The 13839-nt window shown below is 62.7% G+C and carries 15 protein-coding genes; 8 read left to right on the plus strand and 7 right to left on the minus strand.

The features are described 5' to 3' along the window. Positions 1–2: 2 nt before the first annotated feature. Positions 3–215: a hypothetical protein gene (locus ACQ4WZ_RS22055; protein WP_436574536.1), complete on the minus strand. Its 213-nt coding sequence runs from the start codon at positions 213–215 to the stop codon at positions 3–5. On the opposite strand from ACQ4WZ_RS22055, the gene ACQ4WZ_RS22060 reads away from it, so the two are divergent. The 4 genes from ACQ4WZ_RS22060 to ACQ4WZ_RS22075 all read left to right on the plus strand — a co-directional run bounded on the left by ACQ4WZ_RS22060 (position 199) and on the right by ACQ4WZ_RS22075 (position 4411). Beyond that, positions 199–669, plus strand: coding sequence for a disulfide bond formation protein B (locus tag ACQ4WZ_RS22060; RefSeq protein WP_133988930.1), 471 nt, complete (start codon positions 199–201; stop codon positions 667–669). The genes ACQ4WZ_RS22055 and ACQ4WZ_RS22060 overlap by 17 nt on opposite strands. A 10-nt stretch (positions 670–679) precedes the next feature. Further along, positions 680–1510, plus strand: coding sequence for a peptide chain release factor N(5)-glutamine methyltransferase (gene prmC, locus ACQ4WZ_RS22065; protein WP_101483422.1), 831 nt, complete (start codon positions 680–682; stop codon positions 1508–1510). Positions 1511–1725: 215 nt separating this feature from the next. Continuing rightward, positions 1726–3339, plus strand: coding sequence for a glutamate--cysteine ligase (gshA, locus tag ACQ4WZ_RS22070; protein ID WP_101483421.1), 1614 nt, complete (start codon positions 1726–1728; stop codon positions 3337–3339). A 28-nt stretch (positions 3340–3367) separates the two neighbouring features. After that, on the plus strand, positions 3368–4411 hold the full coding sequence (locus tag ACQ4WZ_RS22075; RefSeq protein ID WP_436574537.1) for a histone deacetylase family protein: 1044 nt from the start codon (positions 3368–3370) through the stop codon (positions 4409–4411). Here ACQ4WZ_RS22075 and ACQ4WZ_RS22080 read toward each other — a convergent pair. The 3 genes from ACQ4WZ_RS22080 to ACQ4WZ_RS22090 form a co-directional block, all read right to left on the minus strand. Next, on the minus strand, positions 4368–5012 hold the full coding sequence (locus tag ACQ4WZ_RS22080) for a PEP-CTERM sorting domain-containing protein (protein ID WP_166674669.1): 645 nt from the start codon (positions 5010–5012) through the stop codon (positions 4368–4370). The two genes, ACQ4WZ_RS22075 and ACQ4WZ_RS22080, sit on opposite strands and share 44 nt — an antisense overlap. Positions 5013–5191: 179 nt before the next feature. After that, the gene (locus ACQ4WZ_RS22085; RefSeq protein ID WP_436574538.1) at positions 5192–5974 is read right to left on the minus strand and encodes a LytR/AlgR family response regulator transcription factor; all 783 of its coding nucleotides are present in this window, start codon (positions 5972–5974) and stop codon (positions 5192–5194) included. After that, positions 5967–7226: a histidine kinase gene (locus ACQ4WZ_RS22090; protein ID WP_436574539.1), complete on the minus strand. Its 1260-nt coding sequence runs from the start codon at positions 7224–7226 to the stop codon at positions 5967–5969. Before ACQ4WZ_RS22090 ends, ACQ4WZ_RS22085 begins: the two co-directional genes overlap by 8 nt. 283 nt (positions 7227–7509) lie before the next feature. On the opposite strand from ACQ4WZ_RS22090, the gene ACQ4WZ_RS22095 reads away from it, so the two are divergent. Then, positions 7510–7935 carry an organic hydroperoxide resistance protein gene (locus ACQ4WZ_RS22095; protein ID WP_436574540.1) on the plus strand — a complete coding sequence of 142 codons (426 nt, stop codon included), beginning with the start codon at positions 7510–7512 and terminating at the stop codon, positions 7933–7935. A gap of 62 nt (positions 7936–7997) precedes the next feature. On the opposite strand, the gene ACQ4WZ_RS22100 is transcribed toward ACQ4WZ_RS22095, so the two are convergent. Beyond that, on the minus strand, positions 7998–8831 hold the full coding sequence (locus ACQ4WZ_RS22100; protein WP_133988936.1) for a type 1 glutamine amidotransferase domain-containing protein: 834 nt from the start codon (positions 8829–8831) through the stop codon (positions 7998–8000). Positions 8832–8951: 120 nt separating this feature from the next. On the opposite strand from ACQ4WZ_RS22100, the gene ACQ4WZ_RS22105 reads away from it, so the two are divergent. The 3 genes from ACQ4WZ_RS22105 to ACQ4WZ_RS22115 are packed head-to-tail and all read left to right on the plus strand — an operon-like array spanning position 8952 to position 11051. Continuing rightward, on the plus strand, positions 8952–9860 hold the full coding sequence (locus ACQ4WZ_RS22105) for a LysR family transcriptional regulator (protein WP_101483416.1): 909 nt from the start codon (positions 8952–8954) through the stop codon (positions 9858–9860). 40 nt (positions 9861–9900) lie between these two features. Continuing rightward, on the plus strand, positions 9901–10377 hold the full coding sequence (locus ACQ4WZ_RS22110) for a GNAT family N-acetyltransferase (protein WP_133988937.1): 477 nt from the start codon (positions 9901–9903) through the stop codon (positions 10375–10377). Then, positions 10374–11051 carry a Dph6-related ATP pyrophosphatase gene (locus ACQ4WZ_RS22115; protein WP_133988938.1) on the plus strand — a complete coding sequence of 226 codons (678 nt, stop codon included), beginning with the start codon at positions 10374–10376 and terminating at the stop codon, positions 11049–11051. Before ACQ4WZ_RS22110 ends, ACQ4WZ_RS22115 begins: the two co-directional genes overlap by 4 nt. 67 nt (positions 11052–11118) lie before the next feature. Here the strand turns inward: ACQ4WZ_RS22115 and ACQ4WZ_RS22120 are convergent, their stop codons facing one another. Both ACQ4WZ_RS22120 and ACQ4WZ_RS22125 read right to left on the minus strand, forming a co-directional pair. Further along, positions 11119–11580, minus strand: a complete 462-nt coding sequence (locus ACQ4WZ_RS22120; RefSeq protein ID WP_101483413.1) for an FKBP-type peptidyl-prolyl cis-trans isomerase — start codon at positions 11578–11580, stop codon at positions 11119–11121. 157 nt (positions 11581–11737) lie between these two features. Then, the gene (locus ACQ4WZ_RS22125) at positions 11738–13615 is read right to left on the minus strand and encodes a potassium transporter Kup (RefSeq protein ID WP_101484802.1); all 1878 of its coding nucleotides are present in this window, start codon (positions 13613–13615) and stop codon (positions 11738–11740) included. Positions 13616–13839: the final 224 nt, after the last annotated feature.

The raw sequence follows: 13839 nt of genomic DNA on the forward strand, positions 1-13839 counted from the left end.
GCTTACGCTGCGCTAAGCCGACCTACGAAGCTGCGGCGATGCGCCTTGCCCTGAACACTTTTTAAAGCGCCCAGCCAGTTGTAGGTCGGCTTAGCGCGCAGCGTGTAGGCCGACAGCTTTAAGTAGCGGCTAAGCAATAAAAATCCAGCCTTGTGCGAAAATGACCAGCTCGCTTCCATCCACCTCACCGTGTCGCCCATGAAAAATTCACGCACCGTCCTCCTGTTGATCTCTGCCCTGTGTTTCCTGATGCTGGGCGTGGCCATGTATTTGCAGCATGCCATGAACATGGCACCGTGCCCGCTGTGCGTGATCCAGCGCTACCTGTTCCTTGCCATCGGCATCGCCTGCCTGGCAGGCGCCGCGGCCAACCGGCCGAAAATCGGCGCCGGCATCGGCGTTCTGGCGGCCCTGGGTGGCCTGGGCGTGGGCGCCAAGCATTTGTACGTGCTGGCCAACCCCGGCTTCTCGTGCGGCATCGACCCCGTGGAAACGGTGCTGAACAAGATTTTCACGGCGCAAGTCATGCCCTTCATGTTTGAATCGTATGGCGCCTGCGAAAACGCCGGCGAGCCGTTCTTCGGCCTGTCGATCCCGCAATGGGCGTTCGCCTGGTTCGCCATTTTCGCCCTCACCTTGCTGTGGACTTTGCTACGCCGCAAACAATAACCATCTATTTATGCCAGAAACACTGATTCCCGCCGGCAGCACTGTCGGCGCCCTGCAAATCCGCCCGCTGCTCGACCCGCTCGACAACCGCATCCTGCTGGGCCACGCGCTGGGTCTGTCGCGCGTGAGCCTGATCACACAATCGGAGCGTGTGCTCACGCCCGATGAAGCCGAACGTCTGTCTGGTTTGCTGGCGCGCCGCCTGCGCGGCGAACCGATCGCCTACATCGTCGGCCAGCGCGAATTTTTCGGCTTGCCGTTCGAAGTCAACGACGCCGTGCTGATTCCCCGCCCCGACACGGAAGTACTGGTGGAACTGGCGCTCGAGCGCCTGCCACCGGGCGGGCGCGTGCTCGACATGGGCACGGGCAGCGGCGCCATCGCCGTCGCGCTGGCATACACGCGGCCCGACGCCGTGGTCACGGCTCTGGATGTCAGCAGCACGGCGCTGGCCGTGGCGCGCCGCAACGCCAGCGCCAACGGCGTCAACATCACCTTCATGGCCAGCGACTGGTTCGAAGCGCTGGGCACGGAAAAGTTTGACCTGATCGTCTCCAATCCCCCCTACATCGCCAGCGGCGACCGCCACCTGGCCGAAGGCGATTTGCGCTTTGAACCGACGGGCGCGCTGACCGACCATGCGGACGGCCTGTCGGCCCTGCGCATCATCGTCTCCGGCGCCGCGCGCCACCTGGCGTCAGGCGCCTGGCTGCTGATGGAGCACGGCTATGACCAGGCGGCCCAGGTGCGCGAGCTGCTGGCCGCTGCCGGCTACAACAAAGTGCAAAGCTGGCGCGACCTGGCCGGCATCGAAAGAGTCAGCGGCGCCCGCCTCGGCTAAGCACGACAAGCTGCGCAAAGCTTGACCCGGCGCGCGCCAGATCCCCCCGCAGTTTGTTAAAATATCAAGCGAATTCCTGACCGAAGCGCCGTCCCCGTTCCTCGGGGCGGACGCTGGCGACGCGGCGTTTTTTGGGCCGGCGCCGACGCATTTGCCAAAATTCGGTTAATCTCAGCACAAATTATTTATATGCTGCACAAGAAAGGAAGCTCAAATTGCCCAACCTGTTGACTCGCCGCCTGGCATTGCTGACCGAAGATGCCAACCGCGCGCTGCTGGGCGGCTTGCGCGGCATCGAGCGTGAAACCCTGCGCGTCGACCATGCCGGCCATCTGGCTTCCACGCCCCACCCCATCGCCCTGGGCTCGGCGCTGACGCACCCTGAAATCACCACCGACTACGCCGAAGCGCTGCTCGAATTCATCACGCCGGCTGAAAGCGACATCGCCGTCACGCTGGACAAGCTCGATACCGTGCACCGCCACGCCTACAGCCGCCTCGGCGACGAATTGCTGTGGAGCCAGTCAATGCCCTGCCAGCTGCCGCCCGAAGCGGACATCGCGATCGCCAATTACGGGACGTCGAACATGGGCATGCTCAAGCACGTCTACCGGCGCGGCCTGGCCTTGCGTTACGGCAAAGCCATGCAATGCATCGCCGGCATCCACTACAACTACTCGCTCGACGAGCAGTTGTGGCAAGTGCTGGCCAGCCATCCGGACACCAGCGCCAGCCCACACCACGCGGCCGCGACACCGAAGGACGTGCAGTCGGAAAGCTACCTGGCGACGATCCGCAATTTCCGCCGTTACAGCTGGCTGCTGATGTACCTGTTCGGCGCTTCGCCGGCCCTGTCCGCCGGTTTCCTGCGCGGCCGCGCGCACAAGCTCGATACCTTGTCCGACGACACGCTGTTTCTGCCCTACGCCACCAGCCTGCGCATGAGCGACCTCGGTTACCAGAACGATGCCCAGTCCGGCCTGCGCCCGCACGAAAACAGCCTGGAAGACTACGTCAACGCGCTCACGCACGCCGTCAACGACCCGTATCCGCCGTATGCGGCGCTGGGCACCAAGAAGGATGGCGAATGGATCCAGCTGTCCACCAACGTGCTGCAGATCGAAAATGAATACTATTCGACCATCCGCCCCAAGCGCGTGATCCGCACGGGCGAACGCCCGATCCAGGCCCTGTGCCTGCGCGGCGTGCAGTACATCGAAGTGCGCTGCATGGATGTCGACCCGTTCGAACCGGTCGGCATCAGCCTGGAAACGGGCCGTTTCCTCGATGCGTTTTTGCTGTTCTGCGCGCTCGACGACAGCGGCCCCATCTCGGCCGAGCAAAGCGCCTGCTACACGAACAATTTTGCCCGCACCGTCAAGGAAGGCCGCAAGCCAGGCTTGACCCTGCGCCGCGACGGCGAGGAAATCACCCTGCAGGCGTGGGGCGAGCAATTGCTGGCCCGTATCGCCCCCGTGGCGGCCTTGCTCGACTCTCGCAACGCGGCGCGCCAAGGCGGCACGTCGCATGCGGACAGCCTGGCGGTACAGGCGGCCAAGCTGGCCGACCCGGACATGACGCCATCGGCAAAGGTATTGGCCGAGCTGCGCGCCAACGGCGGCTCGTTTGCCGCCTTTGGCCTGCGCCAGAGCGAACGCCACGCCGCCTACTTCCGCGCGCATCCGGCAACAAAGGAACAAAGCGCGTATTTCGATGAGATGGCCGCCAGCTCGCTGGCCGAGCAGCGCGCCATGGAAGCGGCGCCCGCCGGCAGCTTCGACGATTTCGTCGCCGCCTACCGCGCCAGTACCCTGTGTTCGCACACCTGATCCTGCCTGACTTTCTGCCTGGCGCCCCATGCTGACCTTCTACAATGAATTGCACAGCCAGCACCGGGGCCGCTTCGAGATGTTTCGCGGCACCATGGTGCCCTGCTTCGAGACACCCGAGCGGGCCGACATGGTGGTGGCCGAACTGGGACGGCGCAACCTGGGCCGCATCGTCACGCCGCACGGCGTGCCGCTGACGTCGCTCGAACGCATCCACACGCCGCGCTACCTGCATTTTTTGCGCCACGCCTGGCAAGACTGGCTGGCGCTCGACCCCGCCAATGCGGGCAAGGACGCACTGCCATCCGTGTGGCCCGTTCGCACCTTGCGCAGCGACATCGAACCGGACGACTTCACGGCCAGGCTGGGCCTGTATTCGATGGACAATGGCACGCCGCTGACGGCCGGCACGTGGACGGCGGCCAAGACGGGCGCCGACTGCGCCGTCAACGCGGCCCACGCGCTGCGCCTGGGAGAGCGGGCCACGTTTGCCCTGACGCGCCCGCCGGGCCACCACGCTGGCAGCGATTTCTTTGGCGGCTACTGTTTTCTGAACAACGCTGCCCTGGCCGCGCAGCATTTGCTCGACGACGGCGCCCGCAAGGTCGCCATCCTCGATATCGATTACCACCACGGCAACGGCACGCAAAGCATTTTCTATGCGCGCGACGACGTGCTGTTCGCCTCCCTGCACGCCGACCCGCGCAGCGAATATCCGTTTTACCTGGGCCACGCCGATGAAACGGGCAGCGGTGCGGGGCTCGGCTACAACGTCAACCTGCCGCTGCCGGCCGGCACGTCCACAGCCAGCTGGTTCGCCGCGCTGGAAACGGCCTGCCTGCGCATCAATATGTACGCGCCCGACGCGCTGGTGGTCTCGCTCGGTGTGGATACTTTCGCCGGCGACCCGCTGTCGCACTTCTCCCTGCAAAGCGGCGACTACCTGCGCGTGGGCGAGCGCCTCGCGCATTTGAATTTGCCCACCGCCTTCATCCTCGAAGGCGGCTATGCGGTCAAGGAAATCGGCATCAATGTGGTGAACGTCCTCGAAGGTTTCGAGACGGCTGAATAGAGGCGACGCTCAAACCGGCAAGCCCTGCTTCAGCAGAAGTCTTACGGCGGCGTACCCGTGCAAGGCACATGAGTGCCAGGCCGGCGGGCAGCATCAACGCGACCGTTGGCTCAGGAACGGGTGCCGGGGAAATCGTAAAGGTCGTCTGGTCGGACCAGTCATAACGATTTTCCCATCGTGTTCCCGGCCTACTCCCACCTCTGAGGAAGTAACTGCCGATAACGGCCTGGCTATACCAGGAGTGCGGACCATCATAGCCATAAGTCTTGGTTGCATAATTCAGTTCACCGTCCAGCGTATAACTGAAATTTTTGATTTCACACCGGAGGAAGGAGGAAGTATTGCATCCATAATCGCCTTTCCGGATAGGCAACAACAGTTGACCCAGGGTGAGGAAATAGCTCAGCTCATCAACTGTAATCACGCTGTCCGCATTTCTGTCCTCCCCGCTAAAGCTACCGTGGAAAGTCGCATCGGAATCGAATACGCCAGTAGCCGCGTTGACAAAGCCTTGATAGGTAAACTCCCACGTCGTCGGCTGCGCATGGGCAGCAGATATTCCAGCGACAAGTAGCATGGCGCACAACAGCTTCTTTTTCATGGTTTCCTCATATTTTTGCAAAGCGCCATAAAGGCGCATCAGGTAGATGTGCCAATCACATCTGACGGCATGCCGCCACGTTAATATTATCATAATTAAATATAAATATGATAATAAGCGCTGGGCGAAGAAAGTATGAAAAAGCGTGCGCTACGGTTTTGAAAACGGCGCAATAGCGGCTACATATTGCGGAACAATGCCATGAACGGCTGGCTCACGGCCAGGGTTTCCGGCCGCGTTTTCAGACGCAAGGCGCCGCGTCCCACCTCGTCGCGCGTGACGGATGCCACCATCTTCATGTTGACGATGGTGGAGCGGTGGATCTGCTTGAAAATGGCCGGGTCAAGCACGTCGAGCAGTTCACGGATCGGCTTGCGCAGCAGCGCCTCGCCGTCCGCCGTCATGACGGCCGTGTACTTGGTGTCGGACTGAAAATAAACGATGTCTTCCACCATGATTAGCCGCGTATCCTTGCCGCTGCTGGCCGTCAGCCACACCAGCGGCGGCGACTTGGCGGCCGGCGGCAAGGCGCTGCTCAATTGCTGCAGCAAGCCGGCCAGCGCACCGTCATCCACTTGGGTCTTGCCGGCCCGTGCCTGCACGCGCTGCAAGGTCGCTTGCAGGCGCTCGCGGGCTATGGGTTTTAATAAATAATCGACGGCGCCGTTATCAAAGGCATCGATCGCGTACTGGTCGTAGGCGGTGACGAACACCACCTGCGTGGCGGGACTCGCATCGAGCGCGCCGGCTGCCACTTCCAGCCCCGTCAGGCCAGGCATGCGGATATCGAGGAAGGCGACGTCGGGTTGCAGGGTGGCGATGGCGTCGAGCGCCGTGCCGCCGTCGTCGCAGGAGGCGACGATACGCAGTGCCGGCCACTCTTCGGCCAGCAGGGCCACGAGCGCCTCGCGCAACAGGGTTTCGTCTTCGGCGATGACGCAAGTCATCTCAGGCTTATGCATAGGAGACTCCTTGCGCCGTGCTGTCGGGCACCGTGATGGTGGCCGTCACGCCATCGGGGAAATTGGCGAGGATGGAAAACGACGCGGCCGCACCATAAGTCAGGCGCAGGCGTTCGCGCACATTGCGCAAACCGATGCCCGTGCCGGCGCCGTCGTCGCTGAAACCCTTGCCATCGTCGGCCACCGTGACGATCACCGTGCCGTTGCCGCTGCGTGCCATGATCCAGATGGTGCCGCCGCCGCTTTTCGGCTCCAGGCCATGCTTGATGGCGTTTTCCACCAGGGTTTGCAGCATCATCGGCGGCAGCTCCGTCTGGCGCAGGTATTGCGGTACCTCGATCTGCAGGTTCAGGCGCGCGCCCATGCGGATTTTCAAAATATCGAGGTAGGCGCGCGCCCGTTCCAGTTCCGTGCCCAGGGTCGACATGGCTTGCTCCGTGCGCGGCAGCGAGTGGCGCAAATACAAAATCAGGTTACCCAGCATCTCGTCGGCGCGCACGGGATCGCTGCGCGTGAGCAGCTGCGCGCTGGCCAGGGTGTTGTACAGGAAGTGCGGCTCGACCTGCGCATGCAGCAGGCTCAGTTTGGCCACCGTGAGTTCCTTTTCCGTCACCGTCTGGCGCGCCTCGGCCTGCTCGCCGCGCCGACGCTGCGCCACCCGGCGTGTCATCGCCCGCGTCACCGCTTCCGCGTTTTCCAGGTTGCTGCCATGGTCGACGAGGAACCAGTCGGTCCAGGCATTGCGCGCCGGCTCGCAGATCAGAGTCACGCTGCCCGCCTCGCCATTCGGCGTGACGGTGGCGAGGATCTGGTTCGGCCGCGGCTCCAGGAATCCCAGCAGGCGCATGCGGGGCAAACCCGTGTGCGTGTAAGGCGCCGCCCGGCGCACGCGAGCCTGCACCTGGAGGCTGTCCCGCGCGCTTTCAACCACTTCGCTGCCCGGCAGTTCGCGGATGGCCGCGTCGATCATGTCGAACACCTCGCCCGCCTCAAACGGGATCTCGATCTGGCGCCGCTGGCGGCTCGACAGGGTGCCGGGGTTGACGGCGTCGGCGATCAGGCGCACGCGGCGCACGTGCGAAAACGCATTCGTGATGACGGCGCTGGCCAGCAACGCGCCGACGATGACAAAGAAGCTTTCCGTGTGTCCGAAAATGTGGCGCAGAAAGGTCTCGACCAGGAGGGAGGTGGCGATGATGTAGGTGAGCATCGTGGCCAGGGTGAGGCGGAAAATAAAAAAGAGGCTGGTCATGATTTTTCCTTGGTATAGAAATGGGCCAAGCATAACCATAGCCCCCGGGGACGGTGGCCATTATGCGATGGAAGGGCAATACTGGCGACAAAGGCAAGAAAATAAAGCACAAATGGGCGTCGCCCGAAAATAAAATCGCTTGCAATTAAATAGTGCGCGATATATATTGCATGCATGGACGCCGTAAATCGCTTCTTCAGACGGGCATCCTGGGGCAGCAGCCCACGAAACAAGTAGCACACTATTTAGTAGTCACCTATTTATCTATCTAAAGGAAACCATCATGTCGATCAAACAAGTCCTGTACCGCGCACAAGCTACCGCCACCGGAGGCCGCGAAGGCCGTGCCGTGTCGTCCGACAATGTGCTGGACGTCAAGCTGACCACGCCAAAAGAACTGGGCGGCAATGGCGCCGTGGGCACCAATCCGGAACAACTGTTCGCCGCTGGCTACTCGGCCTGCTTCATCGGCGCCATGAAATTCGTCGGCGGCCGTGACAAGATCGCCCTGCCGCCAGACCTGTCCATCGAAGGCAACGTCGGCATCGGCGCCATCGACACGGGCTTCGGCATCGAAGTGGAACTGAAAATTTCACTGCCAGGCATGGAACGCGCCGCCGCCGAAGCGCTGGTCGCCGCCGCCCACATCGTGTGCCCTTACTCGAACGCCACGCGCGGCAACATCGACGTCACCCTGACGATCGTGTAATAGAGGCAACACGCCCTGCACATCCCCGGCCGCGCCCCCAGGCGCCGCCGGGGATTTTCGCCTTAGCGCAGCGCCTGCAGCAGCTTGTCTGCCAGCGCTGGCGCCGAGGCCGGATTCTGTCCCGTGATCAATTCGCGGTCGGCCACCACGTTGCTGGTCCACGGCGCCTGGTTCTGCACATACTGCGCGCCCGCCGCCTGCAAGCCCGACTGCGGATAGAACTTCATCGTCCCGCCGCCGAGCGCGCCCTGCGCCGCCGCCTCTTCCTGGTTGCTGATCACCGTCATGCGGTAGCCGCTGTAAATCCAGTCTGCCGGCGTGGGCGGCGTCCGGCCCGCTTCCAGCGCGGCCGCAAATGCCGCCGCCTGCGGCAAGGCCGACAGCAAGGCGATGGGACCGTGGCACAGCAGCGCCGTCGGCTTGCCGTCCGCGTGGAACTGCCGCAGCAAGGCGCCCAGACTGGCATCCTTCAACAGATCCTGCATGGGTGCGTGGCCGCCCGGCACCAGCACGGCTGCGTAGTGGCCATAGCCGATCTGCGCCACCCGTTTCAGGCTGATCACGGGCGAGCGGCCCGGCACGGTCAGTGCCAGCTGGTCCAGCAAGGCCTTGTGCGCCGCGTGGGCGGCCGTGTCGCCGCCAAAGTAGGCGGCCGTATCCGAACTGGCGTCCAGGGTCGGCGCCTGGCCCTGCGGCGTGGCGAACGTCACCGTGTGGCCCGCATCGAGCAGCTTTTTCACGGGCTGCATCAGTTCATTCAGGTAAAAGCCCGTCGAAAAGACCTTGCCATCGCGCAGCTCAAGGTGATTCGCGTCCGACAGCACGACGAGCACCTCGGCCGCCTGGGCAGTGGAAAAGGTCGCCAGCAACAGACTGCTGATCAGTAATTTTTTCATGGTGTGGCCTTTCTGTAGAGAGGTCACCAGCATATTCCGAATAAAAATACAAAAAAATGATGAATAATGCACAGCACTGATGCGCAATACGACTGAATAGAAACGCTGAATAGGAATGACATGGATAAATTACAGGCGATGCAACTGTTTCGCCGCGTGGCCGAGCTGGGCAGCTTTCGCCGCGCGGCCGACGAACTGGATCTGTCGGCCTCGTATGTGAGCCGGCGCATCGGCCAGCTGGAGCAGGAACTGGGCGGGCGCCTGATGACGCGCACCACGCGCCAGCTGGCCCTGACGGAAACGGGCGCCGCCTTCCTTGAGCACTGCCGCAAGCTGCTCGACGAACTGGCGCAGGCCGAGGACATGGTGGCCCACTCCACGGCGCACGTGACGGGCCGCTTGCGCATCAATGCGCCATTATCTCTGGGCGTGGGCGAACTGGCCGAGGGGCTGGCCGATTTCATGGCCGAGTGGCCTGCCTTGCGCCTGGACGTGGACCTGAAGGACGAATACGTGGACCTGGCGGCCGCCAACTACGACCTGGGCTTTCGCGTGACCACGGCGCTCACCGATTCGAGCTATGTGGCGCGCCATATCCACGATTACCGCCTGCACATCTGCTGCGCGCCCGCCTACCTGGCACGCCACGGCCCCCTGCTGGAACCCACGGACCTGACGCGCCAGCGCTGCTTCATCTACAGCCACGCCCTGTTCGGCAGCCGCTGGCCGCTGCGCCATGCGGGGCCGCACAGCGATATCGAAGTGCCGAACTGGGTACGCACCAACAACACGCTGTTCATGCGCAGCCTGATCCTGCGCGGCCTGGGCATCGGCATCCTGCCCACCTTTATCTGCCGCGAGGAGCTGGCCAGCGGCGCCCTGGTCGAGCTGTTCCCCGACGTCGAGCGCCCCAGCCTGGCACTGTTTGCCATCTACCCGTCGCGCCAGCTGGTGGCGCCCCGCGTGACGCGCTGCATCGAGCACCTGAAGCAGTGGTATGCGCAGCGCTATCCCGCGCCGGCCGCGTGAAGCCGGTAAAATCATGGCCACTCTCAATCAAGGATGACCCATGATCAGCTGGCAATGGAACACGTTCGACGAACTCGGCCCCCACGATTTGTACCAGGTGCTGGCCTTGCGCCAGCGCGTGTTCGTCATCGAACAACAATGTATTTACCCGGACCTCGATGGCCATGACCAGCAAGCCATGCACTTGCTGGGCTGGCAAACGGTCAATGGCCAGCGCCGGCTGGCTGCATATCTGCGCGTGCTGGCGCCTGGCGCCAAATACGTGGAAATGTCGCTGGGCCGCGTGCTGACGGCGCCCGAAGCGCGCACCACGGGCGCCGGCAAGCAGCTGCTGCTTGAGGGCATCTCGCGCGCCGAACGCCAGCACCCTGGCCACGCCATTCGCATCGGTGCGCAGCAGTACCTGGAGCGCTTCTACCAGTCGTTCGGTTTTGTTACCGTCAGCGCCCCCTACGACGAAGACGGCATACAGCACATCGACATGCTGCGCGCGGCACAGCCGGGAGCGGCAGCATGACGACGGCCCTCATCTCCTGGAGCGGCGGCAAGGATTCCTGCCTGGCCCTGTGGCGCGCACGCAACGCCGGCATGCGCGTGCCGCTGCTGATCACGGCCATGGATGAAGATGGCCGCAAATCGCGCTCGCACGGCGTGCCGCCGGAACTGCTCGAAGCGCAGGCGGCCAGCCTGGGGGCGCGCCTGCAGCGCTATCACGCCAGCTGGGCCAGCTACGAGGAGAAATTCATCGCCATGCTGCGCGCGGCGAAGGACGAGGGCATAGACCACGCCCTGTTTGGCGACATCGACCTGCAGCCGCACCGCGACTGGGAAGAAAAAGTCTGCGCCGCGGCCGGCCTGAAGGCCCACCTGCCCTTGTGGGGCGAAGCACGGCGCGCGCTGGTCGACGAATTTCTCGCCGCCGGCTTCAAGGCCATCGTCGTCTGCATCAATGGCCGGCATCTGCCACGCGAATTTTGTGGGCGCGAGTTCGACGCGTCTTTCCTCGCCGACCTGCCGCCTGGCGTCGACGCCTGCGGCGAGAACGGCGAATTTCACACCTTCGTCTACGACGGTCCCGCCTTCAGCGCCCCAGTGGCGCTGCGCCGCACGCAGGTGCTGCAATATGATGCACCAGCCGATCTGGGCGGCGCTACGTATTACTTCCAGGAACTAGCCCCGCCTGAGGCGTAAACGGGCCGCCTAAGCAAAAAAGGGCGATTCCGTGGAATCGCCCTTTGTCCATGCGCCCTGCACGTGCTTATTTTTTTGTCACGGCGACAAGCTTAATTTCAAACAGCAAGCCGGCGTAGCCAGGAATCTTCGGCAGGCTACCCACCTTGCCATAGCCCAGGTCATACGGAATAGCCAGCACGCGCGTGCCACCGACCTGCATGCCGACCAGGCCGCGGTCCCAGCCCAGGATGACCCGGCCGATACCCAGAGGGAAGGTAAATCCGGTGCCCGCCTGGGTCGCATCGAACTGCGCGCCCTTGTTGTCCGGCTTGCTTGCGTCATACAGCCAGCCCGTGTAAAGCACGGTCAGGGTATCGCCAGCTGCCGCTGCCGTGCCGGTGCCGACCACCGGATTGGTAATGACCAGTTCTTTCACTTGCGTATTCGGGTCGAGCACGACTGGCTTCTCGGTGTTGGCAGCAGCACCGCAGGCGGTCAGGGCCACGGCGCAAGCGAGCGTGGCGATCAATTGAAATACCGATTTCATCGTTTCCCTTTAAAAATTGGTGTGTGACTGAGGCCCGTACGGTGTGGACCGGTACGGGCTGCAGTTTAACAGGAGTCGCCCGCCCTATTTGTAAGCAGACGTAAGCAAGCCCTTAAATTTATGCGCCAATGCAACATTGACACAATTATCACATTGTTCAGATTTCCACTTGCGTGCCCAGTTCGATCACCCGGTTGCTCGGGATCTGATAGTAATCGGCCGCCGTGCGTGCATTGCGCGACATGGTGACGAACAGGTGCTCGCGCCACGGCATCATGCCGGCACCCGGCGTCGAGATGATGGTCTGGCGCGCGATGAAGAACGACGTTTCCATCATTTCGAAATCGAGCCCCTGATCCGCGCAGCGGGCCAGGGCCTCCGGAATGTCCGGTTCATCCTTGAAGCCGTAATGCACGTTCACCTGGAAACACTGGTGGCCCAGGTCCACCACGCGCACCTGCTCGGACGGCGCCACCCACGGCTCTTCATGCATGAAGACGGTGAGGAAAATGACACGCTCATGCAGCACCTTGTTGTGCAGCAAGTTATGCAACAGCGCATGCGGCACGCCATCCGTCTCGCCGCGCAGGAAGATGGCCGTGCCGGGCACGCGCAGCGGCGGCGCAATGAATAGCGACGAAAGGAATTCGTTGAGCGGGATCGCGTGTTTTTCCAGGTTCTGGAACACCAGCTGGCGGCCCCGTTTCCAGGTCAGCATGATGGTGAACAGGATGGCGCCCAGCAGCAGCGGGAACCAGCCGCCGTGGAACAGCTTCAGGGAGCTGGCTGCGAACAAGTTCACATCGATGATCAGGAAGAAGCCCGTGGCAGCCCAGCACAGCAGCAAATTCATCTTCCAGCGGTAGCGGATGACGAAGAAGGTCAGGATCGTTGTCGCCAGCATGGTGGCCGTGACGGCGATGCCGTAGGCAGCGGCAAGCTTTTCAGACGAACCGAAACCGACCACGGCCATCAGTACGACGGCCAGCTGCAGCCAGTTGACGGCGGGGATGTAGATCTGGCCGATTTCGCTTTCCGACGTGTGGCGCACGCGCATGCGCGGCAAAAAGCCCAGCGCGATGGCTTGCTTGGTCATCGAGAAGGTGCCGGAAATGGTTGCCTGCGAGGCGATCACGGTGGCCATGGTCGACAAAATCACCAGCGGGTACACGCTCCAGGCGCCCAGCTGCTGGTAGAACGGATTGGAAATGGCTTCCGGGTGCGCCAGCAGCAGCCCGCCCTGGCCCAGGTAGTTCAGCGCCAGCGCAGGAAAGGCGATCAGGAACCAGGCCATGCGGATCGGCTTCTTGCCGAAGTGGCCCATGTCGGCGTACAGCGCCTCGGCGCCCGTCAGTGCCAGCACTACGGCGCCCAGCGACAGGAAGGCGATGCGGCCATTGTCCAGCAGGAAAGCCACCGCGTGCAGGGGATTGACGGCGGCCAGGATGGCTGGCGACTTGATGATATTGACCACGCCCATGCAGGCGAGCGCGACAAACCATATCAGCATGATGGGCGCGAAGAAGCGGCCGATGCCAGCCGTACCATGCGACTGCACCGAATACAGTGCCACCAGGACGGCGATCGTCAGCCACACCACATACGGGCTGAAGGCGGGCGTGGCCACTTCCAGGCCTTCGATGGCCGACAGCACGGAAATGGCGGGCGTGATCACGCTGTCGCCATAGAACAGGGTGGCGCCAAAGACACCGATCACCATCAGCGGCACATGCCAGCGCGACGACTTGCTGACGGATGACAGCACCAGTGCCATCAGGGCCATGATGCCGCCCTCGCCGCGGTTGTCGGCACGCAGCACCAGGGTCACGTACTTGAGCGAGACGATCAGGGTCAGGCCCCAGAAGATCAGCGAGACGATGCCCAGCAGGTTGTTATGCGTGACCGCCAGGCCGTGGGCAGGGTCGAAGACCGTCTTCAGGGTATACAGCGGACTGGTGCCAATATCGCCGTAAACGATGCCGACGGCAGCCAGTGTCAAGCCGACCAGGCTGCTTTTTTTGTGTTCCGACGTCAAGATTGCACCCGTTTTTGTTTTGTTGCATCGCACAATATGATAGGTATTAGCAAATAGCAAGAGTATTTTTGCATGGTTCTGCAGCTGCCCCAAAGTCGTGGTTTTGTGCCGCTCCGCCTTGCTGCGCGGGCTTGCGGCCATTGATTTGTTGCCATTCTACGCCTCGTCAGCGGCGCCGGGCAGCCCCAGATGTTTTCAGCCATAATGACAGACTGTCTACTCTC

Origin of the sequence: Janthinobacterium darwini, assembly GCF_051380905.1 — a bacterium.
Taxonomy (GTDB): Bacteria; Pseudomonadota; Gammaproteobacteria; order Burkholderiales; family Burkholderiaceae_D; genus Janthinobacterium.

Bases quoted from the DNA above. Each gene is read 5' to 3' on its own strand.
- ACQ4WZ_RS22080 (WP_166674669.1), bottom strand. From the start codon at position 5,012: ATGAAAAAGAAGCTGTTGTGCGCCATGCTACTTGTCGCTGGAATATCT.
- ACQ4WZ_RS22085 (WP_436574538.1), bottom strand. From the start codon at position 5,974: ATGCATAAGCCTGAGATGACTTGCGTCATCGCCGAAGACGAAACCCTG.
- ACQ4WZ_RS22120 (WP_101483413.1), bottom strand. From the start codon at position 11,580: ATGAAATCGGTATTTCAATTGATCGCCACGCTCGCTTGCGCCGTGGCC.
- ACQ4WZ_RS22060 (WP_133988930.1), top strand. From the start codon at position 199: ATGAAAAATTCACGCACCGTCCTCCTGTTGATCTCTGCCCTGTGTTTC.
- ACQ4WZ_RS22110 (WP_133988937.1), top strand. From the start codon at position 9,901: ATGATCAGCTGGCAATGGAACACGTTCGACGAACTCGGCCCCCACGAT.
- prmC (WP_101483422.1), top strand. From the start codon at position 680: ATGCCAGAAACACTGATTCCCGCCGGCAGCACTGTCGGCGCCCTGCAA.
- ACQ4WZ_RS22105 (WP_101483416.1), top strand. From the start codon at position 8,952: ATGGATAAATTACAGGCGATGCAACTGTTTCGCCGCGTGGCCGAGCTG.
- ACQ4WZ_RS22075 (WP_436574537.1), top strand. From the start codon at position 3,368: ATGCTGACCTTCTACAATGAATTGCACAGCCAGCACCGGGGCCGCTTC.
- ACQ4WZ_RS22095 (WP_436574540.1), top strand. From the start codon at position 7,510: ATGTCGATCAAACAAGTCCTGTACCGCGCACAAGCTACCGCCACCGGA.
- ACQ4WZ_RS22090 (WP_436574539.1), bottom strand. From the start codon at position 7,226: ATGACCAGCCTCTTTTTTATTTTCCGCCTCACCCTGGCCACGATGCTC.
- ACQ4WZ_RS22115 (WP_133988938.1), top strand. From the start codon at position 10,374: ATGACGACGGCCCTCATCTCCTGGAGCGGCGGCAAGGATTCCTGCCTG.
- ACQ4WZ_RS22100 (WP_133988936.1), bottom strand. From the start codon at position 8,831: ATGAAAAAATTACTGATCAGCAGTCTGTTGCTGGCGACCTTTTCCACT.